Raw genomic sequence first — 23,231 nt, 5'->3', positions numbered from 1 at the left:
CAGAAACCGCCTTACTCCCGAGGCTGCCCCCATCGGCCGCGAATGGTTCGCGGCCCATCCACAGCGATGGAGGTCGTCATGGCAATTGCCAGTTCTCTGCATCCCACCCGCGCACCTGGGCATTCGCCACAGGCGCGCCCAGCACCCGACGCGGCTGAAAGCCCAGCGTTCCTGACCACCGAGGAGGCTGGCGCGTTTCTGCGGCTGTCCCCACGCACGTTGGAAAAACAACGTGTCCTGGGTGGCGGCCCGCGCTTTCGCAAGTTTGGTGCCCGCGTGGTCTACGCTGCCGCAGATCTGCGCGCCTGGGCTGACAGCCGCGCCTATGGCATGACTTCCGATCCCGGCTACGTGCAACGCGACTCCGTCCGTTGATCTGCGCAGGATGGGGGAGAGCTACGTGTCAAAGCGCCCGAGCGAACGCGAACAGCTGTCGCTGTTCCGTGCGTTGCCGGGCGACATGGCCCTGCGCGATGCGCAGGACTTGATGGCCTACCCGTTCTTCTCCCTGGCCAAGTCACCCCGCACCGTGCCGATCCGCTTCGAGGCCGGCGGCGTGTCGCTCACTGTGGAAGGAGTCCCTGAGCATGGCATCGCCACCATCTGGGATGCCGACGTGCTCATTTGGGCTGCGAGCCAGATCGTGCAGGCCAAGAGGGAAGGCATTGCGCCTTCGCGCCTCATGGTGGCTACGCCCTACGAGATCCTGCGCTTTGCGGAACGCGGCACCGGCCGAAGCGACTACCTGGCACTGCGCGCTGCGCTCGACCGCCTGCAGTCCACCACCGTGGCCACGACCTTGCGCCAACGCGAGCGCCCGAACGGGGCCAGGCGTACCCACCGCTTCTCCTGGATCAACGAGTGGAAGGAATACATCCGCCCTGATGGCCGCTCCGACGGCATCGAGCTGATCCTGGCGGACTGGTTCTTTTCGGGCGTGATGGACGAGGCTTTGGTGCTCACCTTGGACGCGACGTACTTCCGGCTTTCCGGTGGGATCGAGCGCTGGCTTTACAGAGTGGTGCGCAAGCACGGTGGCCGACAACCTGGTGGCTGGCGCTTTGACATGCGCCATCTGCACCTGAAGTCAGGGAGCCTGCAGCGCCCCTCCGACTTCGCGATCCAGGTACGCCAGCTGGCACGGCGCCAGGCCCTACCCGGCTACTGGCTCTCAGTGGAGCGCAGTGGCGGCATCGAGTGGCTGGCCTTCCGGCCCAGCCCTGCTGATCCCTGCCAGGGCGACTTATCCACACCTTCTGTTGATGAAGTTGTGGATGGCGTGTGGACGGGCTCGGTGGATCGCCCGCACGACCCTCGGTGGATCACCCGCAGAACTATCGGTGGAACGCCCGCACCGATCGACCGCAAAGCCAAGCCCAGCAACGGTTTGGGGACTCCCTAAACATCTAAAGGGATACATAAATGGAAGTCACGCGCGCGCGAGCAGAAGCTGCTCAAAATTTGGGCAATGGTTCGGCGACTGCAAATCAGGCAGGCCCGACATCCGAAAACCGTCCACAACGAAATCCGGACAACCGCCCTGGCAAAGTAATCGCCCTGCTCAACCAGAAGGGCGGGGCAGGCAAGACCACGCTCGCCACGCACCTGGCGGGCGAACTGGCCCTGCAGGGCAGCCGGGTTACGCTGCTCGATGCCGATCCGCAAGGCTCGGCCCTCGACTGGGCGCAACGGCGGCTCCAGAGCGACCAGGAGCGGCTGTACGGCGTCTTCGGGCTGGCGAGGGACTCGCTGCACCAGGAGGCGCCGCAGATCGCCTTGCAGGCGGATTTTGTGGTGATCGACGGGCCACCCCGTGTGGCAGCCCTTGCGCGCTCCGCGCTGCTGGCCGCTGACCTGGTGCTGATCCCGGTGCAACCGAGCGCCTATGACGTCTGGGCCAGCCATGAGATGGTGCAGCTCATTGCCGAGGCGAGAGTGTTCCGGCCGCAGCTGCGCGCGGCCTTCGTGATCAACCGGCGCGTGGTTGGCACGGTGATCGGGCGCGAGGCACGCGCCGCGCTCGCGGACCAGCCGTTCGCAGCCCTGGCTACCGAGGTCGCACAGCGCATCGTGTTCGCAGATAGCGTGGCCGCCGGGCGGCTGGCGTGCGAAGTGGTGCCAGGGTGCGCAGCCGCGCGCGAGATCACGGCGCTGGCGCAGGCCGCGCGGGAGATGCTGGGATGACCAAGCCAGCGCAGCCGACAACAAAGCAAGGCCGCGCTGCCATTGGGCGCCGGCCCGGTGCCGATCCGGCATCCACCTGGGTGCGGCAGGCGGATGCATCCGAGGCGCCCGCCAGGGCATCGATCTACACCGCAAGGCTCACCATCGATGTGACACCAGCACTGCGCGGGCGCATCAAGGTGATTGCATTCCGGGGTGGCCTCACTGCAGCGGACATGCTGCGTGAACTGCTGGAGCGCGAGTACCCGGAGGACGGGATATGACGGCACCAAACACACCTTTGGCGTCGCTCGCCTCCCATCCTTCGGTGCAGGCCATGGTTCCGCAGCGACCCACCCGCATGCGTGTTTCGCTCGCTTTTGTGAAAGACCGTGTGAACGTCTGGCTGAGGTTTGGGGAGCCCACCACTGAGATCGTGCTGGACCGCTGGCGGCGGGTGGCGATGTTCACGCCGGGCGCCATCTGCTGCCGCGTGAAGTGGATCGGCAATGACTATGGCACGGCGCTGTGGCAACTCATGGTGCTGCAAGCGCCGACGCCGTTCGAGGATGCGCAGCGCATCGCGGGTGTGCTGCCTGGGGCGCGTATCCTGCTGCGCGCCAGTGGCGAATCACAGGTCAAGGAGATGCTTGCGGCGATTGAAGCCATTGAGGCATTGGGGATCAATCCATGCGCCACCGCTGCAACCTATTGGCGCACGGTTGGCAACCGGCTGGCTGCGTGGCAGCCGCTGCCTGCGTACACCGCCGAGCGGCATGCGGCGCACAGGGCGCGCGAGGGACTGCAATGACGCGCCGCATGCTCCTTGTCTGCATGGCAATCAGCCTTGCGGCGCTAGGCGCACCGGCTGTGGTGCAGATGCAGGCACGCTTGGTCTACAACCCGACCGACAGCGTGGCGCGCGGCTGGTACCTCATCGGGCCGCCAGTCGCGCTGCACGTTGGCAGCATCGTGCTAGTACGGCTTTCACCAGTTGTGGCGGCGTTCGCGGCGCAGCGCGGCTACCTGCCCAAAGGGTTGCCGATCCTCAAGCGCATCGGTGCCGTGGCGCCGCAGTCGGTGTGCGTTCGGGAGCAGACAGTGCGCATCGACGGCGTCGCCGTAGCCACTACGCTCGCGCACGACGGAAAGCACCGGACATTGCGGCCGTGGGCGCAATGCCGTGTGCTGACGCAAGGTGAACTGTTCTTGCTCAGCGATGCGCATCCGGCCTCGTTCGACAGCCGCTACTTCGGTCTCATCGATACGTCCGCCGTGCTTGGCACCGCACAGCCGATCTGGACAGGGAGTGCGCAATGAGGGGGCGTGCCTTCTTGCCCCCTGACCTGCCTGACTGTTGCGCAGCGCCGGTGTCCAGGCTGTCGCTGGCCATACGTTCACGCATGCTCCGACCTTGCCTTTTTCGGGTGCCGATGTTGTGTCCAACCGCACGTGATTCATGCTACCAAGCTGCGGCCGATGTCTTGCTTCGGCTGCAGTCCGACGTGCAGACGGCTTGGCGCCAGCGTGCAGCACCTGCTGCACCGTCGCTGCCTCGCGGGCAGCGCTGCGCACCCCGTGCGCTGCTGGCGGTGGGTTGGAGCCGGGAGCGGATGCGGGAGGCGGAGACGGAGGGCAAGATAAAAGGGGCGGCACGCCTCGGCCTGATCAGCCAGTCTGCACGTGGGTTGCGGGCGGCACCGCGCTGGCAGCGCTGGGTGCTGCGAAGGCACGTGATCCCGCATGGCTTCATTGTCTGCCGCGTGCCGCTTTGCATCTGCTGCGCCATGCCACGCTGGAGCTTGTGCCATGGCTTCGCGTAAGGGAGCGCAAGACGGAGAGCGATTTAGGGTACGGCCGGGGGCACCAAAGGCGCGTTCCGGCCTCAGCTCGCAGCGCTTTGTCTCACAGGTGCTGAAGGCGGTTTCGAAGTCCGGTGCGAAGGCATCAGGTGCAAAGGGTGCACGGCCTGCACCGACGTTTGGACGGGGACGGGTTGCTGCAGGTATGGCCGGGAGCAAGCTGGGCGCGAATGCCCGGCGCGTGGTCATCAAGTCGCGCTTCGTGGTGCTCAAGAAGGCCGGTGCCCAGTCGGTGGCCACGCATTTGCGCTACATCGAGCGCGACGGTACGACCCGCGATGGGCAACGCGGGCAGGCCTATGGGGCAGACACAGATACCGCAGACCTGAAGGAGTTCGAGGAGCGTGGGCGAGGTGATCGGCACCAGTTCCGCTTCATCGTCTCGGTGGAGGATGCTGCGGAGCTCGAAGATCTGCGTGGGTACTCCCGTGAATTGATGGCGCGCATGGAAGCCGACCTGGAGACCCGTCTGGATTGGGTGGCTGTCGATCACTGGGACACGGACAACCCGCACACCCATATCGTGTTGAGGGGGCGGGTGGGGCAGGGAAGGAGCGAGAAAGATCTGGTGATTGCCCCGGACTACATGGCCCATGGCATGCGCCAACGGGCGAGTGGACTGGCCACCGAGTGGCTGGGGCCGCGCACCGAACAGGAGATACTTCGGAGCGTGCAGCGTGAGGTGGGGCAAGAGCGACTGACAGGCCTGGACCGCAGTCTCCAACGGCAGGCGGTGGCAGGCGTCGTGGATCTTGGTGAAACAGCCGCGGTGAAATCCGCTGGCGTAGCTTTCCGCTCTTTGATGCGCGCAAGGCTGCAAAAATTGGAGGCGCTTTCGCTGGCGGAGCGGCTCGACTCCAACCGATGGCAGCTGGTGCCAGGTATGCAACAGATGCTGACTGCTCTTGGCGAACGTGGAGACATTCTGCGGACTCTGCACCGGGCAATGAAGGGCGAACCGCGCGAGTTTGTATACGAGGAAATGTCTGCGGGCTGCATTGAAGGCTGTGTCGTGGCGAAAGGGCTGGCGGACGAACTGAAAGATCGGGGCTATCTCATAGTCGACGGTATAGACGGGCGAGCGCACTATGTGACGTTAGGCAATGGGAAGGGGCTTACGGCACTGCACGACCTGCCATTGGGCGGCATTGTTGAAGTTAAGCCAGCGGGACAGGAGCGTGCAGTCGACCAATCGATCAGCAAGCTGTCTCATGACGGCTACTACCGCATTTCAGACCATGCCGTGCACGCTCAATCGAATGCGCTGCCGCACCCCGTTGTCGGGATCGAAGTCCATGTGCGTCGGCTCGAGGCCTTGCGCCGCATGGGTATTGTGGAACGCGTGAGCGATGGCCTCTGGAAGATTCCACCCGACCTGGTACAGCAAGCGCGGCAACACGACTTGCGGCAGGCTGCTGGACCACTCATCAGCCTCCGGTCACATTTGCCGATTGGTCAGCAGGTGCGAGCGGTTGGAGCTACCTGGCTGGATCGAAAAATTGCGGAGGGCAGCAGTGCGCTGGCGGTGCAAGGCTTCGGGAGCAAAGTGCGGGAAATCTTAGACAGTCGTTTGGATTTTCTTGTCGAGAAAGGGCTTGCTGAGCGTCGAGGTCCGCGAACCTTCCTCGCCTCCAATTTGCTTGTCACCCTTCGAGATATGGAGCTGGTGTCAATAGGCCGAGCACTGCAAGATCGTACCCAACTGAACTATCGTCCTCTCCATGAAGGTGAGCAGTTCAGTGGTGTATACCGCCAATCCCTGCAACTCGTCAGTGCTCGCTTCGCTATCCTCGACAACGGGCAAGAGTTCACGTTGTGTCCCTGGCGAGCGGTGATTGAGCGGCATCACGGGTTGCAGGTGACGGCGGTGCTCCGAGGAAACTCAGTCTCCTGGCAATGGGGCCGCAAAAGTGGAATTTCCGTCTGATTCATGTGCAGGGGAAAAGGGCGTTGAGGGTGGCCCTGCGCGCACCGTGCAGTGCCTGCTTGTGCGGTGTTAAATCAGATGCCCTTGCCACTGCCTTGGCCCTCACGGGAGGGCCAGAATGAAGGGCGGAAGCGGTGCTAGCGGCTATTCTCAGGAATACCCGAACGTGAGCCCCAGAATGCACAGTGGTGCTCCGATAGGTAGTCGGTCTTCCGTTGCGAAACCGGCGCGATCAGGCGCATGTAGCCGTCCGTAGCCGTAAATCGCTTCCACTCGGCAATTCCCTCGAAATTGGGGTCACCTGTTCGTGCAAACTGAGTGAAGTGGTGGCGGATTTTTTCCCCCAGCATGGTCGTGGCCCTTTGGGCCCATTCCACTGTGAAAAGGTACTCGACGTCTGCATAGTGGCCTGAGGAGAAGGGGGCGGTGGACGCCTCGTCGAATTCGTAGGCGAAGACTGGAACGTGCGCGGAAAGCGCCCGATTGGTGTTGATACTGGGGCAAACAAAGGCTCCATCCCCAACAATTGCACTCGCCGCCTGAAACGGATCGGCATAGTGGCTAAGTGGATATTCCACGAGCATCTCGCCAGTGGCCTTTGCAATGGTAGTGGCGTAGTTGGCTGCAACGGTTTCGTAGTTGGCCGCAGTCATCTCTGGAAATTGGGATGGGATTGCGCGCCCCTCGTTGCGGGTGACGCCCTGGATGACCGGCACGCGTTCAAACTTCCCTTCTAGAAATGCGGAGCGCTGTGTTTGCGGGATCACGCGACCATCCACAGTGGATTGGTTGAAGGCGCTGGATGCTGTGTTCGTTCGTCCCTGGCGTGCCAGGATTTCTGTCAGCGGCTTGGTTCGCAGGCATGAGGCAGCTGAGGAATCCGAGCACCCTAGCGAGCGAGCGTAGTTGATACCCCGCACTTGGGAGGCAGCGAGCGAAGGCGTGTCCGGCTGGTACGCACCGCTTTGCACAATTGCTTTCTGGAATAGACCTTTTGCTGACGGCGATACCATGTGATTGAGAATATTCAGCCCTCCCGAGGAGGCCCCAAACACCGTTACGTTCGATGGATCACCTCCAAACGCGCGGATGTGGTCCTTGACCCAGTGCAGAGCAAGCTGTTGGTCGAGCAGCCCATAGTTGGCTGCACCGTGACCTTCTCCGTCAATCGCCGGGTGCGCTAGAAAGCCCAAAACGCCAACGCGATAGTTAGTCGTGACGACGACGACGCCTTCCTGCTGGACGAACAGGCTCGGGTCATAGTCGCTGGCGCTGCCACTGGCGTTGGCACCCCCATGAATCCAGAACAGCACAGGCAGGTCTCGCGATCCACTTGCTACCGACTGCGGAGCGTAGATGTTGAGGAATAGGCAGTCCTCATTCTCGCCAGGTTCCAAGGTGTTCCCTGAGGGGCAGGCATCGCTGAATTTCGTGGCAGCCATCGGCTGCGTCCATGCCCCGCTGGGCGTTGGCGGCTTCCAGCGGCCTTCACCTGCGGCGCTGAGTGCAAAGCGGACCCCCTTGAAGGACACAACGGAGTTGGACTGCTCACCGATGGCTTGACCCAACCGGGTTGTCGCAATGGCCTGAGTTCCTGAAAGTGCAATGTTCGGTCGGTCACTCAGCGGGTCATCGCCGCTGCCGCAGGCACTGAGTGCAATGACTAGGCACAGAGCGGTAAAAGATCGAAAGTTCGGATGTCGCATGATGTCTCCTGGTAAGTGTTTGTGCGGGTGAGGGAATTGATGGCGTGCAAGAAGCTGCGCAAGTGCACCTTCGAAAGGCGATGGTGGTATTGACAGGGCTCTGTGCCTAGAATGCGTGGCGCATCCCCAGCGTGACGCTGGAAGAGCGGGCATTGCTCTTACCCGCGAAGCCGACAGGCTGCTGGGCAGTTCCCGAGCCGATCACATACTGCGATCCGTTTTGGTTGTTCACGCCGCTAATCGAGGCGTATGCCAAAGTGCGCTTGGACAGCGCATATTCCGCTCCCATCGCGAGCCAGGTTGCATCGCGACTGCCCTTCGCAACTGTATATGCCGACCGGTCCAGCAGGCGCGTTGCTTGCACGATGGCTGTGAATCCACCTACAGGGATACGGGCGCCTACATTCATGACGCGGAACTCGCTGCTGGAGGCACCCGCTCCGCGTGCCAGTCCAGCTGTGCAGGTAGTGCAGTTGTTTTCTTCCGCCGTGTATCCCGCAAAGAGCCTGGCACCGCCAAAGTCGTAGCTGCCGCCGGCCACCACTGCGTTGATGCGCCCGCTGCCATTGCCCGCTCCATCCTGGCGGGCCCATGCCAGCACCAGATCGGCAGGGCCATCTTGGTACCGGCCCGAAAGGCTGTATGCGCGGCCAACGCTGGCGGAGCCCTCGCCTGCAGCCACTACAGCGCGCAAGGAGATCGGTCCGAGCCGTGGCGCGACATAGCCCATAGCGTTGTCGTAGCGCGCGCCAATACCAAGCGGGAATATCTGCTGTGTCGCCTCTGCGCTGCGAGTGAGGGCCAGCAAGCCACCCCCCATCCAGGCAAAGGCATCTACTGCTCCGGCGGCCAGGTAGTAGGGCGTTGGCAACCTGCCCAACATAACGGTGCCTAAGGTATTGCTTCCCAGGCCTACGGACGCTTCACGGCCAAACGCGCGTCCTCCCTGACCTAACGTGCCATCGTCGATATTGATGCCTTGCTCAAGCCGGAAACTCGCGGAGATTCCGTTGCCGAGATCCTCGTTTCCGCGAAACCCGAGTCGGCTGCCTTGGGCCCCTCCAGAAACCAGGCGCATGCGATTGCCGGTACCGCTGCGCGCCCATTCGACACCGGCGTCGAGGACGCCATAGATCGTTACGCTAGATGGTTGGGAAGTGCTCCCTTGTGCCTGGACGGCAGAGATGCATCCGGCCAAGATACCGAACAGGATGGTGGAACTCGCAAATTTCATGTTTGTCTCCTTGTCGTTGTGCTAATTGATCGTGATGAAGTCGCACCGCATCGGCGTGGTTGGGCCGGCCGCTTCCATGCGGCCGCGATATGCGGCTTGGTTCTTTGCGTGCGAGCCTCAATGGCCGCTACGGTGTTGGTCGCTGGTGTAGAGTCGCGCAAGCCATTCCAGCAGCGTGCTTAGCTGCGATCGCCGCGGCGCATGGCAGTACCGCTCCAGCGGTCAGCATCGTGGTGGCGTACACCCAGACCTGCCATCCGGAGGGGGCCGCTCCGGCTGCGGCCCATGCCAGCCAGCAGGCTACCGGCATGGATGCGGTCATGCTTGCGACCCGTAACGCCGTGTTCCGCAGCCAATTGCTGTGTGTCGCCGCCGGCGCCGCAGCACACAGCACCAGCATGGCGAGAGAGCTCCAGGGGAAAGCCACGACGTGCTCCACCAGGCTGTCCAGCCATACCAAGCCCCGGGTGATTGACTCGGGGCCCATGCAACGCGCGAGGTACAGGCTCGCTTCAATTGACCGGGCGTCCAGTGCAGTAGCGATGCCCGCTACGCACCACCCAAGATTTCGTTGGAACATCGCCGTCGCATCTTGGCTCAGCCACCATGGCAGCAGCCGCCTGTCGCCGCATTGATAGGCGCTGTTGCAGGCAGTGGTTGTTCCGTACCGCAGCAGTTACCTGGAAGCTCAGCGGCCTGTACCCCACTGTGGTCACAGCAGCCACCTTTCCACCAGCGTGCTCCCTCACCGCGGCAGTACTTGTCATCGGCACCCACCATGTCCATGAACATCGGGTGGTAATTGCGGCAGACCTCCAGCTCTGTCTTCACCCAGTGCAGCGGATCCTTCGCATAGTGATCCCAGTAGTCGCCGCGCATGTTGATGCCTGGAACAGCAGGGTTCCAGCTCTCGTCGAGCCAAAGATCGGGGTCTCCGTACTTTGCGGCGAGCTTGCGGATCTTGGGATCATCGAGCGCGAGCAGGCGACCGTTTTCGATTACGTTTTCGTTGTCCCCCGAGCGCTCCACCGTGTAGGTCGGAAAGTACAGATGCAGATGCCAGTGGCCGACCAGCAGCCCCATGCGAGCTGCCTCCCGCTCTGTCATCGACGAGATGATCGTGCCAAAGCCCATGTGGATCACTCCCGAGCGCACACGCTCGTAGAGACAGTTGACGAAGCCGGAGGGAAAGTCCTTGCGTGGGCGATGGATGTGCGGGTTCGTGCCGATCGAAGCCTCCCACCAGTGCATGATTCCCTTGCCAGGAAAGCCAGGGTATTGCGTGTCCTTGGTACGCTCCATCAGGTCGCGCAACTTCTCACCGAAGGCCCCTCCCTCGTTGATCTGCTGGATGCGAGAGTTCTCAACGACCAGTTGCGTCCAATCGCATGCGGCGATGTGGTTAGTGGTGCCGGCGATCACGCCGTAGCCATCTTCCTTCGTCGGATGGAACATCCAGGGTCGACCCGTGATGTGCCCCGGCAGGTAGGTCTTGCCGAAGTGCTCATTGCCGCGCCAGGTTTTGGCTACTAGCTCTGGGTTGTAGAACTCCCGCTTGGCATCCCAGTAGCCGTCGTGGTTGGTGAAGGAGATATCAGTGCCTTCGGGATCGGTGATGCGAACGCGGTGCGCGTTGCGGATCCTTTCCCAGGCCCATTCGTCCATCGCGTTGATCACTTCAATGGGCATGGCGTGTGCTGGCGATGCCAGGATCTCGGGCGTTATGAAGGGCATGCGCTGGATCTTGATGAAGCGCTCAGCTAGAACAGGGCCACCATAGCCCATCAGGATCTTGTCGTACTTCCGCTTCTTCTCTTCCTCTTCCCACATGTCCATCCACTCGGCCAACTCCTTCGTCCGAAACAAGTAGTACTCGACTTCGTCGGCGCCAACCCATTGAGGTATCGGTCCGCGGTCAATCTTCTGGATCTCATACTTGACTTTGTATTTTTCGAGGATTTTTTGGCAGGCCTGGATGGTCAGCTCGCTGTGCCAGTTGTCTACACGCAGCAAGACGCGTTCGCCCTCTTTCAGGTCCCAGCAGGCGTTGAGGCCGTGGTTGTAAGGCCTGCGTGCGACATGCTCCAGATAGGGCAGCAGTTGGTCAGAGTTGGTGATGTCCACAAAAGGCGGGCAGCGCGGCCTGCGGCTCTGGATCAACGGTGGTTCGGTGTAGTGAGGCACTGCAGCAGGTGCATTCGGGCTTTGTCGGTTTGTCATTGGCATGGGCTTTCTTTTTAAGAACGGGATGGAATGCAGCACTCAGCGGATCAGTCCACGGTGGCGCCAGATCTCTTGACTGCAGCCCCCCAGCTTTGGATGGAGGCATGTACTAGGCGTGCGAGCGCTTGTGGGGTACTAGGGGCTGCTTCGGCCCCGCGGTCAGCCAGTGACTTGCGGACTTCGGGGTCAGCCAATGCTTTGTGAATGGCGGCGTTGAGCTTCTCGATGACTGGCGCAGGTGTGCCGGCGGGCACGAATATCCCGTCCCACGCGCTCACGTCAAAGCCCTCCACGCCAGACTCGGCGATGGTTGGTACGTCGGGCATTTGGCTCACTCGGGTGACGGTGGTAACCGCCAATCCACGCACACGCCCCCCGCGGACCTGCGATGCGGTGTTGGGCATCACGTCGATCATCAAATCCACTTGACCACCCATCAGGTCAGTCATGGCAGGTGCGCCGCCGCGGTAGGGCACGTGCACCATGTCGATGCCCGTCCGGGCCTTCAGAATCTCGCCTGCCAAATGAGAAGTTGTTCCATTTCCGGCCGAGGCGAAGGTGTACTTGCCAGGACTGGCCTTGATGAGCCTGAGCAGCTCGGGCAGGGTCTGCGCGGGTAGGCCTGGTCGCACGACCACCATCGCCGCGATGCGTGTGAGCTGTCCCACCGGCGAGAAATCGCGTACGGGATCGAATCCCGGCTTTTTGTACAGCGTGTGGTTGATACCAAAGGTTCCATTGGTGCCGTAGAGCAGCGCATAGCCATCGGCGGTTGCGGATACAGCGGACTGCGAGCCCACATTGCCGCCGGCGCCAGAGAGGTTCTCAAAAACGATCGGCTGGCCAAGCTCTCTGCCGGCTCGGGTGAGCACCAAGCGTGCGAGGGTGTCGCCGCCTCCCCCTGGAGGGAAGGGAACGATCACCTTGATGGGTTTGGATGGAAAGGTGCTCTCGGCCAGCGACGGGGAGGGCGCCCCCAGCAATATGCCGCCCAGCACGGCGGCTCCTAGCGCAAGGAAGCGGTTCATCTGGCGTGTCTCCTGTGGAATGAAATTGCGATTGCCCTGTCTTTGCAGGACTGCGAAGTTCCTCGTGTGGAGATACTATTGCATGCAATTAATTGATGGTCAATAAGTGTTTTGAGGAATATTTGATAAATTGCATGCAATTTTGCGTGCGTTTTGGGGTGTGACTAAGATCGATGTCCGTGATCTACCGATGAAAGCTCCCGCATGGCCTCTCAGATCGAACGTGTCACCGCCGAACTTAGGCGCCGCATCCTGGCGGGCGCGCTTGCGCCCGGCGAGCGGATCGTGGAGTTGCAATTTGCAGATGACCTTCAGGTTTCGCGTACGCCGCTGCGTCTGGCGCTTGGGGAGCTCGAGAAAGAGGGGCTACTTGAGCGTCTGCCTACGCGCGGCTTTCGAGTCCGGCGCGTAACGCTGGACGACATTGCCCAAGCGATCGATGTGCGAGGTGTGCTTGAAGGCATGGCCGCGCGATTGGTGGCGGAGGCGGGTGCTTCGCGTGAGATATTGCGCACGCTGAAGAATTGCGTGGAAGAGGGGAGGTCGCTGTTGCAGGACGCACGGGGTGAAGATCGGAGCCTGGATGCGATGCAGTGGGCAGCAATGAACGCGCGCTACCACCTAGCGCTCGTGGAGGGAGCGGAGAACCCCGCGTTGGCTTCTGCATTGGCGCACGTTGCCAAGACGCCTATGGCCGCCCCGGGTGCGTTGGGCTTTAGTGGACTGCGCCCCGCGCAGGAGTTGGAGTTTCTGCAGCGCGCGCAAGTCGATCATGAGGATGTCGTGCGTGCAATTGAAGCGCATGAAGGCGCGCGCGCGGAATCATTGATGCGTGAACACGCCCGGCGCAGCCGCGACAATAAACGATTGCTGATGGAGAATCGTGAGGCGATGAACCTCCCCGCGATCAGCCTGTGAGCCGAGTGGCGCCGGTCCTGCGCATATGACTGAACTGCCCTCGCGTCTTGGTGTCGCTTCCCGGGTGGGTTGTCGGCCGCCGTGATCTCTGAGTGACGATCACGTTCCTCTCAATGAAGTTGTTGATTTCCACGCAGAAGTGACCCTCACTAACCCCCGGTGGGTTAGGTTTGCGTGGAAATCAACACCAAGTCAATTTGCATGACAGCACCCATTCATGTCGGGCCACATTCACTTGCCTGGCTCGTTGGTCACTCGAGTAAGAAGCGTCACTCCGGCTCCGTGCAACGAGTTGTAGTAGGTGAAGCCGGTGCCATTGGCGCGACGCCCCCTCATTAGCACTGACATGCCTTTGGACTCTGCATCAGCCTCCGCAGCGTTCGCGTCGGGCACTTCAAAACCGATGTGGAACACGCCTTCTCCCTTGCTGTCTAGGTGTAGACGCTGCGGAGAGGGCTCCGGCCCTGGTTGACATAGTTGCATCTGCATGTTGGGCAAGTTGCAAATGCGGTACTTGAGCGTATAGAAGCCTTTCTCATCGGGCACGGAAAGGTCTTCGTACTCTGTCAGGGGTGGGTAATCAATCCATGGACCGATTCCGATGGACTCGTAGTAGGCCTGCGCGTGGTCTATGTCATTGACCACGAGGCAGATGTGGTGCAACTTGCCGAACGGTGTGGTCATGGTAGGCCCCTCACCGGAACAACGTAGTTCAGCACGCGGCGACCGCCATCCACGTAGAGGGTTTCTCCTGTGATGTAAGAAGCGTCGTCGCTGGCCAGGAAGGCAACGACTGCGGCGATTTCGGAGGCCTCTCCGTATCGCCCCAGAGGTGTGCGAGAAAGAATCGCATCGTTGCCTGCACTATTCACGAAAGCACCGGCTACCATCTCCGTCATGATAGTTCCCGGTCCAACACCCACAACTCGAATACCGTGAGGGGCGAATGCAACGGCTGCAGTGGACGTCACCTGGTTCAACCCGCCTTTCGAGATGGCGTATGGAGCGACGTTGGGATTGGCCAAGCCCGAATTGATCGACGACATGTTGATGATGACGCCGGGACAACCTTGGGAAATCATCTGTCGACCGGCCGCCTGCGTACCGTAGAAGGCGCCCTTGAGGTTGATGTCCAGCACACGGCTCAGGAGCTCCTCGGTAACGTCCAGAAAGTCGACCACCGGCGCAATACCTGCGTTGTTCACCATAACGTCCAACGTTCCAAAGTGCTTGACCGCAGCGGCGACAAGATTGTCGACATCTGCCTTCTTCGCGACGTCGGCTTTGACCACTTGCAATGACCCAGCGCTCTCAATTTCTACGGCTGTTTGTTGGAGTCGCTCCACGTTGATATCCGAAATGACAACTTTCGCGCCTTCTTTCAGTAGCCTTTCAGCTGTGGCTCGTCCTATTCCTTGCGCTGCCCCAGTAACGACGGCGACTTTGCCTGCAAGCTTCATGCTTTTCCTTTCAGGTTTAGTACACGATTGATTCGGTCAGAGGTATGCCATTCCGAATGCGCGCCCATCCGAGAGGAGACATGTCGATGGTTCTGAACCCGCCCTGCGTGATGAGCTCTGCGACCCCACGGCCCACTGCTGGCGCGTGCATGACGCCATGTCCGGAGAATCCTGTCGCGAAAATGAGGTTGTTCAACTCATCATGCGCACCGACCACGCCGTTGTGGTCCAGGGTGTTGACTTCGTAGTGCCCTGCCCAGGCTCGGCATAGCCGAAGCTCTTCCATCGCGGGGATCCGCGTAGCGAGCAACGGCCAGAACGGGGCCTCCATCAGACAATGGTGGGGTTCAAAGTCACCATCTGCGTCAGCATCGTTCTCTTCGGCAGGCTGAATACCCCCGATGTATCCCTCGCCCTCAGGACGTACCCAGATGCCGCTCATATCAAAGAGCATCGGAAAGTTCTCTAGCCTGAACGGAGTTTTGAAAGCGAACACGGTGCGCTTCTTCGGGACAATTGGCAGATCGATATCCAATGGAGCCACCAGGCGCCCTGACAATGCTCCCGCCGCGAGTATGCAGACATCGCACTTGATGGTTTCGCCACTGGACAAGTGAACGCCACTCACCAGTGAGTCCGTCGTGTCAAAGCCGCGAACTGAGCACTCCACGTAGTTCACATTCATTGCTTTTGCGGCGCGACGGACCAATGTCGGCAGACTCCACGCATCAAACCAGCCTTCATGCTGAGCGCCGTATGTTCCGATGCCGATGTCATCGATGCAGATGCCGGGAAATTTCCTGGTCAGCTCGCCTGGTTCGAGAACGCGAATATCGGCTCCGTATGCGCGCTGCATTCGCACTGCAGCCAACCGATCCCCAACCCGTTCATGGCCACCAAGAATCAAGTACCCCTTTTCCCGGTACCCAATATCGGCCTCTGCCCCGAAAACATCCTTGATGTTGCGAAAGAGGTCAGCTCCATAGAGACTCATCTGGATATTGACCGGTGTTCCAAATTGCGTGCGGATAGATGCCGCTGACAGCGCCGTGGAGGAGAACTGGTAGGTTGAGTCCCGCTCAACGACCGTAATCTCTCCCCTGTATCCGGCGCGACGCAACGACCAGGCGCAAAAGCTTCCCAGGATGGCACCGCCAACTATCACGGTATGAGCAGGGACTGAGTTCGACATGGGGCTCAATTTTCTGGATAGGCAGGCCAGCCTGCTAGACCTCATTCCGCATCGGATTTGCGTTTTTCTGCACAATATGGGATTGCTCTGTCAATCTCATTCGACAAAAATGCAAATAGAAAAGCAAGCCCTGGAGTGGCTAATCTGTACACAGGGCTTGGTGGAGTCGCTGCTCGATGGCATGCCCGAAGCGCTGTTCTATATAAAGGACAAGCAGGGACGCTACCTGTGGGCGAACAAGACGCTTCTTGAGCGCGCAGGCCTGGATGGCCTGCAAGCAGTCGTGGGTAGGACCGCGGACCAGCTCTTTCCGACTGTGGGAGCAAACACGATGGTGCAGGACATGCAAGTGATTCACTCCGGCTATCCCAGTCTAGAACTTCTGCGCCTCTATCGCGGCCACAAAGGCGAGAGACACTGGTGTCTGAGCTCAAAGTTCCCGCTGCTGGACACGAATAAGCGCATTGTCGGACTAGCGGGGATATCGCGCGACCTTCCCCGTGCTAACGAGCGCCATCGGAGCTATCACAGACTTGCAAAGTTTCTCGCCTATATCGATGAAAGGCTGGATCAGTCGGTTCGCATAGCTGACGCAGCTGGGCATGCATCTGTATCGATGGACACGCTCAATCGTCTTGTGTTCGAAGTGTTTCATGTCACCCCGAAACAGTATCTGATGAAGCGTCGCATCGACAAAGCCTGTCAAATGCTTGAGGAGACATCCGTATCCATAACAGGCATCGCCGCAGCCTGTGGCTACGCCGACCACAGCGCCTTCTCGCGCCAGTTCAAAGCCGCCACTCACATCACGCCGGCGCAATATCGGGCTACACACAAGACTGCTCCCTCCTCTTGACGGCTCCTTCTGGCGTGCAATGACTGTGCAGAAACCCGCATCTTGAGAGTAATCTTCCATCTAGCCCAGAAACGCCGCATTCTGCACAATGGCAGTATGAACTTCTTAATTGTGTACGCACACCCGGAACCTACCTCTTTCAATGGCGCCTTGAAGGACGTCGCCGTGCAGGAGCTTGAGCGACTTGGGCACAAGGTGGTCGTCAGCGATCTGTACCGCATGGGGTGGAAGGCAACGCTTGGCCCGGAAGACTTCGACGGTGACCGGGCAAATCCTTCATTCCTTGACCTGTCTAAAGAGCAGGAGCATGCGTTTGCGAATGCAAGCCATGCGGCCGAAGTGAAGGCTGAGCAGGCGAAGGTGGACGCGGCGGATTTTGTGCTGTTCCAATTCCCCGTCTGGTGGTTTTCGATGCCAGCTGTCCTCAAGGGTTGGGTAGACAGGGTGTTCAGCCGTGGATTCGCTTACTCTGCGGGGCGTAAGTACGAAACTGGACACTTCAAAGGTAAGCGCGCCATGTTGAGCCTCACAACCGGGACAGCGTCTACGCTTTATGAACCCAATGGCATTGACGGTGACCTCCACCATGTGCTGTGGCCGATTCACAATGGAATTCTTGCCTACACCGGGTTCACAGTTCTACCGCCGTTTGCGGCCTGGATGCCAGGGCGCGTGTCTAACGAAGAGCGAGAAGGCTACCTGAACGTGTTCTCGCAGCGGTTGCAAGACATCGAGAAGACAGAGCCTTTGTTTTTCCACCCTTGGAACGACTACGACGACACCCAGCGCCTCAAGCCAGGGGTTGTTGCACGTTCGGGCGTCCAGTGGAACCCCATGAGCGGTCAGAGCTTCGAGGCCTCAGCAGACGCCTTTGCTCATTCGCAAAAAAGAGGCTGACTTTGGAATCTCAACGGGTCTGGAGTCAGCGGGAAGAAGAGCGAGAGGAGCCCAATATCAAGCTGCCCCTTGCGAAAGTATTTCTCAGTTGTGCTCTTGGCATTTGCACTCAATGCACTTGACGATGTCCAAAATTGAGCAGAACCCTTAGTCCTGGCCTGCGCGTCCGAACTGGGGAACCTCAGTTAGCCCCTTCATGTCGTACCGATGAGCTGAAGGTATGGGGCCCCCTCTCTGTGTAGCAAGCATCGAGACTGACTTCAATGCCAACATCCCGACTTCCATGCGTTGCGCGAACAGATGTGACGCACGAAGCGAACGTGCAAATGCATATCCGAGTCAAGCCACCAGATGCTGTTCGACGCCCATACAAGCTCGTTTGTAGCGCTGGGCGGTGTGGCCCGGCGCGACGTCTACAACCCACGCGTACTGTCGTTGACAAGGTCCGCAAGGGTAAGGGCCGTACCGTCAACGCACGCTTCTGGGTGACGTGCATGCACTACCTGCATTCGAATTCAATGCCACGTGCGCATCGCTGACGCCTAGAACATACCGGGAGCGCATCTTCGCCCGAATCAATGCGTGCATTCCCATTTTCCGCGTCAGACGCTGCACGCACTTGTGGTTGATAGGTTCCGTCACCGAATTGCATAGCGGCCGTGATCCGGCTGTAGCCATAGCGTCCTTTGCGCTCGTGGTTGATTTCCACGGAGAGGTGACCCACTAACCCCCTATGCCAATCTATGGTGTTGCCTCAACCCGGCAATCCGACGCGCTTAGCTGGCGCAGGTGATCTCTGCGAGCGGATCAAGGCCGAGCCTCTCAGAAGTTTCCTGCCGGATATATGCAAATTAAGGGTAAACCCTTGGTTTGATTTGCTGAAATTCGATCACGCCTTTTGAGCTGCAAAACCTATCGTCCAGTGATCGTGAAGCGCTCTGAAGCGCCGCCGACTTTGACCTCTGGACTCCATGACACTCTCTTACCCTTCACTTGCCTTGCACGTGGCTGGCCAATGGATTGACCGCACCAGCTGTGGCTATCGACCAGTCATCAACCCGGCCACCGCCATGGAGCTCGGGCTGCTGCCTCTGGCTGGCACGGCTGAACTGGCGGCCGCTGCCGAATCGGCTCAACGCGGCTATCTGGCCTGGCGCCGGGTGCGTCCGCACGACCGCTATGTGATCCTGCGCCGCGCTGCCGGCCTGCTGCGCCAGCGGGTTGATGCGGTAGCCACCGTGCTCACCCTGGAGCAGGGCAAGCCGCTGAGCGAGGCTCGGCGCGAAGTCACGCTGTCGGCGGACATCATCGACTTCCAGGCAGAGGAGGCAAAGCGCCTGTATGGCCGGGCGGTGGCGCCCCGGGTGGAGGGCATTCTGTCGCACACCGTCACGCGGGTGCCCGTTGGCCCGGTGGCGGCCTTCACCGCCTGGAACTTCCCCGTCAACCTGCCCAGCCGGAAGCTGGGCAGCGCCCTCGCCGCAGGCTGCAGTGTGGTCATCAAGCCGGCGGAGGAAACCCCGGGCAGCTGCATGCTGCTGGTGCAGTGCTTTCTGGATGCCGGCGTGCCGGCCGACGCGATCAACCTGGTGTGCGGCGACCCGGCACAGGTCTCGTCTTTCCTCATCGAGCGGCCGGAGATCGCCAAGGTGTCCGTCACCGGCTCGGTGGCCGTGGGCAAGCTGCTCGGAGTCCAGGCTGCGGCCCATGTGAAGCGCTTCACGGGCGAGCTGGGCGGGCATGCACCGGTCATCGTGTGTGAGGACATGTGTGAGAGCGGGGCGATGGACTTCGTGCTCAAGCAGGCAGTGGCCGCCAAGTACCGCAATGCCGGCCAGGTGTGCGCTTCGCCCATCCGCTTTTACGTGCCGCGTGCACACCTGGGTGTTTTCTCCGAGCGCTTCAGCGCGGCGGCCAAGGCCTTGCGCCTGGGGGCGGGCATGGATGCCGCCACTCAGATGGGGCCGCTCTCCCATGCACGCCGTATCGAAGACATGGAGCGGTTTGTGGATGACGCCGTCGGCCAGGGCGCGCGCCTCCTCACCGGTGGCCACAGGGTCGAGCGCCCGGGCTTCTTTTTCGAGCCCACGGTGTTTGCCGATGTGCCTGCCAGCACCCGCCTGATGCAGCAGGAACCGTTCGGTCCGATTGCGGTGATCCAGCCCTACGACACGCTGGAAAACGCCATCGGCGAGGCGAACGTACTGCCCTATGCGCTGGGGGCTTATGCCTTCACGCGCGACCTGCATGCCGCGCACCAGTTGGGGGAGGGCATCGAGGCCGGAATGGTCGGCATCAACCACTTTGGGGTTTCGCAGCCCGAACTGCCCTTCGGCGGCCACAAGGAAAGCGGCCTGGGTCAAGAGATGGGAGCTGAGGGCCTGCTGCACTACACAGAGATCAAGACCATCACGGTGGGCACGCCGTTCTGAAGAAAGAAAGCACCATGACCAGTACCATTGAACAACTCAAAACAGACAGCGGCCGTTTTCTCTGGCACCCCATGGCACACCCCGCCGCCATGAAGAAGAACCCACCAGACATCGTGGCTCGCGGCGAAGGCTGCTGGATCTGGGATGTGGACGGGCACAAGATGCTCGACGGCGTGGGCGGCCTGTGGAGCAGCAACCTGGGGCACAGCGCCAGAGCGGTGCGCGATGCCATCGTCGCCCAACTCGATGAGCTGCCTTTCTACAACGTGTTCCGCGGCACCACGCACCCGCGCGCCATCGAACTTTCGGCCCGTTTGGTCAAGATGATGGAGCCGGAAGATGTCTCGGCCGTGCTGTTCTCCAACGGTGGCTCCGACGCGGTCGAGGGCGCCTTGAAGATTGCGCGGCAGTACCACAAGCTGCGCGGTCAGGCCGACCGCTTCAAGTTCATCAGCCTGCGCCAGGGCTACCACGGCGTGCACTTTGGCGGCATGAGCGTCAACGGCAACACCAACTTCCGCCGTGCCTACGAGCCGTTGCTGCCCGGTTGTTTTCACATCGATACGCCGTGGCTCTACCGCAACCCTTACACCGAAGACCCGGTCGCACTCGGTGAAATCTGCGCCGAGTTGCTGGAGCGCGAGATCGTCTTCCAGGGGCCCGATACCGTGGCAGCCTTCATCGCCGAACCTGTTCAGGGAGCCGGTGGCGTGATCGTTCCACCTGCCAACTACTGGCCCGCAGTGCGCAGGATCTGCGACAAGTACGGCGTGCTGCTGATCGCTGACGAGGTGGTCACCGGCTTCGGGCGCACCGGCCATCTGTTCGGCACACGCCTGTGGGGCGTCAACGCCGACCTGTGGTGCCTTGCCAAGGGCATCAGCTCGGGTTACGTGCCTTTGGGTGCGACTGCAATCTCCAGCAAGGTGGCCAAGGTGTTCGACGAGGACGCGACAGGCCAGGCCGCCGTGAGCCACGGCTACACCTACAGCGCTCACCCCGTGGCTGCAGCCGCTGCATTGGCCACGCTGGACCAGATCGAAGCCCTAGATGTGTCGGGCAATGCCGGCCGCGTGGGTGCCGTGATGCAGGAGCGCTTGCGCAGGCTGGAGCAGACCTGCAGCTTTGTGGGCAATGTGCGCGGCGTGGGGCTGATGCTGGGCATCGAGATGGTGCAGGACAAGGCGCTGCGCACGCCCATGCCGCGCAGCAGCGACATTCCGGCCCGGGTGGCCCGGGAGGCCTACCAGCGCGGCCTGATGGTCCGGATATCCGGGCCCAACCTGATTCTCTCGCCACCCCTGGTGATCTCGCTCGAAGAGGTTGACCATCTGTGCACTGTGCTGGAAGCCGCGTGCGCCGCGGTGGAGGCCGCATCGTGAACCCGGCGCCTGCAGGCCGTGCGCCGGTCATCCTGCTGATTGGCACGGTGGATACCAAGAGCGAGGAGATCGCCTTCCTGCGCGGGTCGGTCGAGCACTGCGGTGGCACGGCTCTGGTGATGGACGTCGGCGTGCTGGGCCGTGGCAGTTTCACGCCCGACATCCTCAATAGTGAAGTGGCTGCGGCTGCCGGAGTGTCACTTCGCCAGGTGATGGACAGCGGGGACGAAAATACTTCCATGAAGCTCATGGCACGCGGAGCTTCACTGCTGGCCACCCAGTGGCAGATCGAAGGGCGTTTCGATGGCGTGCTGATTCTGGGAGGCACCATGGGGACGGATCTCGCACTGGACGTGGCCAATGCGCTGCCTTTGGGCTGCCCCAAGTTTGTGCTATCTACCATCGCCTATTCCCCCCTGATTCCCCCAGAGCGCATCCCTGCGGACCTCATCATGCAGCTATGGGCCGGCGGCCTGTATGGGCTGAACCGCCTGTGCAAGTCGGCACTGGGCCAGGCCGCAGGCGCTGTGGTCGGCGCATGCCGTGCACGCCCCGTCGAAGTGGACCAGCGGCCTGTCGTGGGCATGACATCGCTCGGCTCCAGCGCGCTGACCTACATGAAGCGCCTTAAGCCCGAACTGGAAGCACGGGGTTACGAACTGGCCGTATTCCACACCACCGGCATGGGCGGTCGCGCGTTCGAAGACCTGGCGCGGCGCGGCTACTTTGCCTGTGTCATGGACTTCAGCCTGCAGGAAGTGGTCAACCATCTGGCCGATAGCTGTGTGAGCGCCGGCAGAGACCGCCTGCTGGGAGCTGGCAGCGCGGGCATCCCTCAGATCGTTGCCCCGGGCGCCACAGACATGGTGGATTTCGCGGCCTGGACGTGCTGCCCCGACGGCTATGCGGACCGACCCGTACATGAGCATAACCGTCTGCTGGCCTCGGTGTGCGCGAAGCATGACTTGCGCCGCAGCGTGGCTCGCACCATTGGAGAGCGCCTTGCGCTGGCGTCCGGCCCCGCATGTCTTCTGCTGCCCAACCGGGGCATCGAGGAGTGGGATCGGCCCGGCGAGGCCATGCACGATCCCGAGGGTCTTGCCGCATTCATGGACGAGGTGGGTACGGCCGTGTCGGCATCCACTTCGGTTCGCCATGTGGAAGCGCACATCAATGACGAAGCTTTTGTGCGGGCTGCTCTGGAGGTGTTTGACGCATGGGTGCGCGAGGGGTTGGTGGTGCCCGGCGTACTGGATGCAGTGCCGGTGGAGGCTACGGCATGACCGCATCGGCATTGGTCTTGGACTTCGGGGGCGTGATCACCCGCATGCTTTTCGAGACGCACGATCTCACCGAAGCGGCCTTGGGTCTTTCCCACGGCGTACTCACATGGCGCGGCCCGTTCGATCCGGCCAGCGATACGCTGTGGCAGGACATGCAGGCCGACAAGATCAGCGAACGTGACTATTGGATGGCGCGCACGCGTGAAGTGGGCCATCTGGTTGGCGAGGAGTGGAACCTCATGGAAACCTTCGTCCAGCGCGCGCGCGGTGCGGACGTGGAGGCGGTGATACGCCCTGAGGCCGTGGCCGCCATTGAGGCTGCCAAGGCTGCTGGAAAGCGGCTGGCCATCCTCTCCAATGAACTCGATCTGTTTTACGGCGCGGGCTTTCGCAGCCGACTGCCCTTGCTTCAGGCGTTCGAAGTAATCGTGGATGCGACCCATACCGGCATTCTCAAGCCCGATCCGCGTGCCTACGCCGCAGTGACCGAGGCACTCGGTATCTCCGCTAGCGAATGCATCTTTGTGGACGACCAGCTGCGCAACGCCCATGGTGGTCGGCGCGCTGGCCTTCAGGTGGTGCATTTCGATGTGCTGCAACCCGCGAAGTCGTTTGGACATGCGCTGGATTTGCTGGGTGTCGAGCGCCCCGCGTTGCTGACTGCGTGA

20 protein-coding genes and 2 pseudogenes are annotated in these 23,231 nt (G+C 61.3%); 15 read left to right on the top strand and 7 right to left on the bottom strand.

Annotation, left to right across the window (positions count from 1 at the left end):
• Positions 1 to 78 precede the first annotated feature (78 nt).
• The 7 genes and pseudogenes from IB243_RS17705 to IB243_RS17675 all read left to right on the top strand — a co-directional run bounded on the left by IB243_RS17705 (position 79) and on the right by IB243_RS17675 (position 5,952).
• Positions 79 to 375 (top strand): AlpA family transcriptional regulator, encoded by a 297-nt coding sequence (locus tag IB243_RS17705; RefSeq protein ID WP_225585030.1) that lies wholly within the window; start codon positions 79 to 81, stop codon positions 373 to 375.
• Positions 376 to 385: 10 nt separating this feature from the next.
• Positions 386 to 1,222 (top strand): annotated as a pseudogene (locus IB243_RS17700) (replication initiator protein A); the annotation flags it as partial.
• A gap of 200 nt (positions 1,223 to 1,422) precedes the next feature.
• Complete coding sequence (parA, locus tag IB243_RS17695; RefSeq protein ID WP_225585029.1) at positions 1,423 to 2,184, top strand: ParA family partition ATPase; 762 nt, start codon at positions 1,423 to 1,425, stop codon at positions 2,182 to 2,184.
• Positions 2,181 to 2,447: a chromosome partitioning protein ParB gene (locus IB243_RS17690; protein WP_192428556.1), complete on the top strand. Its 267-nt coding sequence runs from the start codon at positions 2,181 to 2,183 to the stop codon at positions 2,445 to 2,447. Before parA ends, IB243_RS17690 begins: the two co-directional genes overlap by 4 nt.
• On the top strand, positions 2,444 to 2,974 hold the full coding sequence (locus IB243_RS17685) for a DUF2840 domain-containing protein (protein ID WP_192428555.1): 531 nt from the start codon (positions 2,444 to 2,446) through the stop codon (positions 2,972 to 2,974). Before IB243_RS17690 ends, IB243_RS17685 begins: the two co-directional genes overlap by 4 nt.
• The gene (locus tag IB243_RS17680; protein WP_192428554.1) at positions 2,971 to 3,483 is read left to right on the top strand and encodes a S26 family signal peptidase; all 513 of its coding nucleotides are present in this window, start codon (positions 2,971 to 2,973) and stop codon (positions 3,481 to 3,483) included. The genes IB243_RS17685 and IB243_RS17680 overlap by 4 nt, the downstream gene beginning before the upstream one ends.
• Before the next feature lie 687 nt (positions 3,484 to 4,170).
• Positions 4,171 to 5,952 (top strand): DUF3363 domain-containing protein, encoded by a 1,782-nt coding sequence (locus IB243_RS17675; protein ID WP_370540356.1) that lies wholly within the window; start codon positions 4,171 to 4,173, stop codon positions 5,950 to 5,952.
• A 137-nt stretch (positions 5,953 to 6,089) separates the two neighbouring features.
• Here the strand turns inward: IB243_RS17675 and IB243_RS17670 are convergent, their stop codons facing one another.
• The 4 genes from IB243_RS17670 to IB243_RS17655 all read right to left on the bottom strand — a co-directional run bounded on the left by IB243_RS17670 (position 6,090) and on the right by IB243_RS17655 (position 12,143).
• Entirely contained in the window at positions 6,090 to 7,658 is a 1,569-nt protein-coding gene (locus IB243_RS17670; protein WP_192428552.1) for a carboxylesterase/lipase family protein, read from the bottom strand.
• A 106-nt stretch (positions 7,659 to 7,764) separates the two neighbouring features.
• Positions 7,765 to 8,892, bottom strand: a complete 1,128-nt coding sequence (locus IB243_RS17665) for a porin (protein WP_192428551.1) — start codon at positions 8,890 to 8,892, stop codon at positions 7,765 to 7,767.
• A 597-nt stretch (positions 8,893 to 9,489) separates the two neighbouring features.
• Complete coding sequence (locus tag IB243_RS17660) at positions 9,490 to 11,118, bottom strand: hypothetical protein (protein ID WP_225585028.1); 1,629 nt, start codon at positions 11,116 to 11,118, stop codon at positions 9,490 to 9,492.
• A gap of 44 nt (positions 11,119 to 11,162) precedes the next feature.
• Positions 11,163 to 12,143 (bottom strand): tripartite tricarboxylate transporter substrate binding protein, encoded by a 981-nt coding sequence (locus tag IB243_RS17655; RefSeq protein ID WP_192428550.1) that lies wholly within the window; start codon positions 12,141 to 12,143, stop codon positions 11,163 to 11,165.
• A gap of 204 nt (positions 12,144 to 12,347) precedes the next feature.
• On the opposite strand from IB243_RS17655, the gene IB243_RS17650 reads away from it, so the two are divergent.
• The gene (locus IB243_RS17650; RefSeq protein WP_192428549.1) at positions 12,348 to 13,061 is read left to right on the top strand and encodes a GntR family transcriptional regulator; all 714 of its coding nucleotides are present in this window, start codon (positions 12,348 to 12,350) and stop codon (positions 13,059 to 13,061) included.
• 231 nt (positions 13,062 to 13,292) lie between these two features.
• On the opposite strand, the gene IB243_RS17645 is transcribed toward IB243_RS17650, so the two are convergent.
• From IB243_RS17645 to IB243_RS17635, 3 genes are read right to left on the bottom strand one after another with little or no spacing between them, the layout of a single operon-like run.
• A complete protein-coding gene (locus IB243_RS17645) occupies positions 13,293 to 13,745 on the bottom strand; it encodes a VOC family protein (RefSeq protein WP_192428548.1) in 453 nt (150 codons plus the stop codon).
• Complete coding sequence (locus tag IB243_RS17640; protein WP_192428547.1) at positions 13,742 to 14,521, bottom strand: SDR family NAD(P)-dependent oxidoreductase; 780 nt, start codon at positions 14,519 to 14,521, stop codon at positions 13,742 to 13,744. The genes IB243_RS17645 and IB243_RS17640 overlap by 4 nt, the downstream gene beginning before the upstream one ends.
• Positions 14,522 to 14,537: 16 nt before the next feature.
• A complete protein-coding gene (locus tag IB243_RS17635) occupies positions 14,538 to 15,713 on the bottom strand; it encodes an FAD-binding oxidoreductase (protein WP_192428546.1) in 1,176 nt (391 codons plus the stop codon).
• On the opposite strand from IB243_RS17635, the gene IB243_RS17630 reads away from it, so the two are divergent.
• The 7 genes and pseudogenes from IB243_RS17630 to IB243_RS17600 all read left to right on the top strand — a co-directional run bounded on the left by IB243_RS17630 (position 15,712) and on the right by IB243_RS17600 (position 23,231).
• A complete protein-coding gene (locus IB243_RS17630) occupies positions 15,712 to 16,569 on the top strand; it encodes an AraC family transcriptional regulator (protein ID WP_192428545.1) in 858 nt (285 codons plus the stop codon). The genes IB243_RS17635 and IB243_RS17630 overlap by 2 nt on opposite strands.
• Before the next feature lie 96 nt (positions 16,570 to 16,665).
• On the top strand, positions 16,666 to 17,466 hold the full coding sequence (locus IB243_RS17625) for an NAD(P)H-dependent oxidoreductase (RefSeq protein WP_192428544.1): 801 nt from the start codon (positions 16,666 to 16,668) through the stop codon (positions 17,464 to 17,466).
• Positions 17,467 to 17,791: 325 nt separating this feature from the next.
• Positions 17,792 to 17,972, top strand: a pseudogene (locus IB243_RS17620) (IS21 family transposase); the annotation flags it as partial.
• Positions 17,973 to 18,437: 465 nt separating this feature from the next.
• Positions 18,438 to 19,898: an NAD-dependent succinate-semialdehyde dehydrogenase gene (locus IB243_RS17615; protein WP_192428543.1), complete on the top strand. Its 1,461-nt coding sequence runs from the start codon at positions 18,438 to 18,440 to the stop codon at positions 19,896 to 19,898.
• Positions 19,899 to 19,912: 14 nt separating this feature from the next.
• Positions 19,913 to 21,280 (top strand): aminotransferase class III-fold pyridoxal phosphate-dependent enzyme, encoded by a 1,368-nt coding sequence (locus IB243_RS17610; RefSeq protein ID WP_192428542.1) that lies wholly within the window; start codon positions 19,913 to 19,915, stop codon positions 21,278 to 21,280.
• Positions 21,253 to 22,563 (top strand): Tm-1-like ATP-binding domain-containing protein, encoded by a 1,311-nt coding sequence (locus IB243_RS17605; RefSeq protein WP_370540355.1) that lies wholly within the window; start codon positions 21,253 to 21,255, stop codon positions 22,561 to 22,563. Before IB243_RS17610 ends, IB243_RS17605 begins: the two co-directional genes overlap by 28 nt.
• Positions 22,560 to 23,231: an HAD family hydrolase gene (locus IB243_RS17600; protein WP_192428541.1), complete on the top strand. Its 672-nt coding sequence runs from the start codon at positions 22,560 to 22,562 to the stop codon at positions 23,229 to 23,231. Before IB243_RS17605 ends, IB243_RS17600 begins: the two co-directional genes overlap by 4 nt.

Source organism: Acidovorax sp. ACV01 (genome assembly GCF_014851495.1).
Classification (GTDB): Bacteria; Pseudomonadota; Gammaproteobacteria; order Burkholderiales; family Burkholderiaceae_C; genus Acidovorax; species Acidovorax radicis.
Note: the sequence above shows the minus strand (reverse complement) of the source record. Positions and strands in the feature narration are given on the sequence as shown.

Bases quoted from the DNA above. Each gene is read 5' to 3' on its own strand.
- IB243_RS17705 (WP_225585030.1), top strand. From the start codon at position 79: ATGGCAATTGCCAGTTCTCTGCATCCCACCCGCGCACCTGGGCATTCG.
- parA (WP_225585029.1), top strand. From the start codon at position 1,423: ATGGAAGTCACGCGCGCGCGAGCAGAAGCTGCTCAAAATTTGGGCAAT.
- IB243_RS17690 (WP_192428556.1), top strand. From the start codon at position 2,181: ATGACCAAGCCAGCGCAGCCGACAACAAAGCAAGGCCGCGCTGCCATT.
- IB243_RS17685 (WP_192428555.1), top strand. From the start codon at position 2,444: ATGACGGCACCAAACACACCTTTGGCGTCGCTCGCCTCCCATCCTTCG.
- IB243_RS17680 (WP_192428554.1), top strand. From the start codon at position 2,971: ATGACGCGCCGCATGCTCCTTGTCTGCATGGCAATCAGCCTTGCGGCG.
- IB243_RS17675 (WP_370540356.1), top strand. From the start codon at position 4,171: ATGGCCGGGAGCAAGCTGGGCGCGAATGCCCGGCGCGTGGTCATCAAG.
- IB243_RS17670 (WP_192428552.1), bottom strand. From the start codon at position 7,658: ATGCGACATCCGAACTTTCGATCTTTTACCGCTCTGTGCCTAGTCATT.
- IB243_RS17665 (WP_192428551.1), bottom strand. From the start codon at position 8,892: ATGAAATTTGCGAGTTCCACCATCCTGTTCGGTATCTTGGCCGGATGC.
- IB243_RS17660 (WP_225585028.1), bottom strand. From the start codon at position 11,118: ATGCCAATGACAAACCGACAAAGCCCGAATGCACCTGCTGCAGTGCCT.
- IB243_RS17655 (WP_192428550.1), bottom strand. From the start codon at position 12,143: ATGAACCGCTTCCTTGCGCTAGGAGCCGCCGTGCTGGGCGGCATATTG.
- IB243_RS17650 (WP_192428549.1), top strand. From the start codon at position 12,348: ATGGCCTCTCAGATCGAACGTGTCACCGCCGAACTTAGGCGCCGCATC.
- IB243_RS17645 (WP_192428548.1), bottom strand. From the start codon at position 13,745: ATGACCACACCGTTCGGCAAGTTGCACCACATCTGCCTCGTGGTCAAT.
- IB243_RS17640 (WP_192428547.1), bottom strand. From the start codon at position 14,521: ATGAAGCTTGCAGGCAAAGTCGCCGTCGTTACTGGGGCAGCGCAAGGA.
- IB243_RS17630 (WP_192428545.1), top strand. From the start codon at position 15,712: ATGGGGCTCAATTTTCTGGATAGGCAGGCCAGCCTGCTAGACCTCATT.
- IB243_RS17635 (WP_192428546.1), bottom strand. From the start codon at position 15,713: ATGTCGAACTCAGTCCCTGCTCATACCGTGATAGTTGGCGGTGCCATC.
- IB243_RS17625 (WP_192428544.1), top strand. From the start codon at position 16,666: ATGAACTTCTTAATTGTGTACGCACACCCGGAACCTACCTCTTTCAAT.
- IB243_RS17615 (WP_192428543.1), top strand. From the start codon at position 18,438: ATGACACTCTCTTACCCTTCACTTGCCTTGCACGTGGCTGGCCAATGG.
- IB243_RS17610 (WP_192428542.1), top strand. From the start codon at position 19,913: ATGACCAGTACCATTGAACAACTCAAAACAGACAGCGGCCGTTTTCTC.
- IB243_RS17600 (WP_192428541.1), top strand. From the start codon at position 22,560: ATGACCGCATCGGCATTGGTCTTGGACTTCGGGGGCGTGATCACCCGC.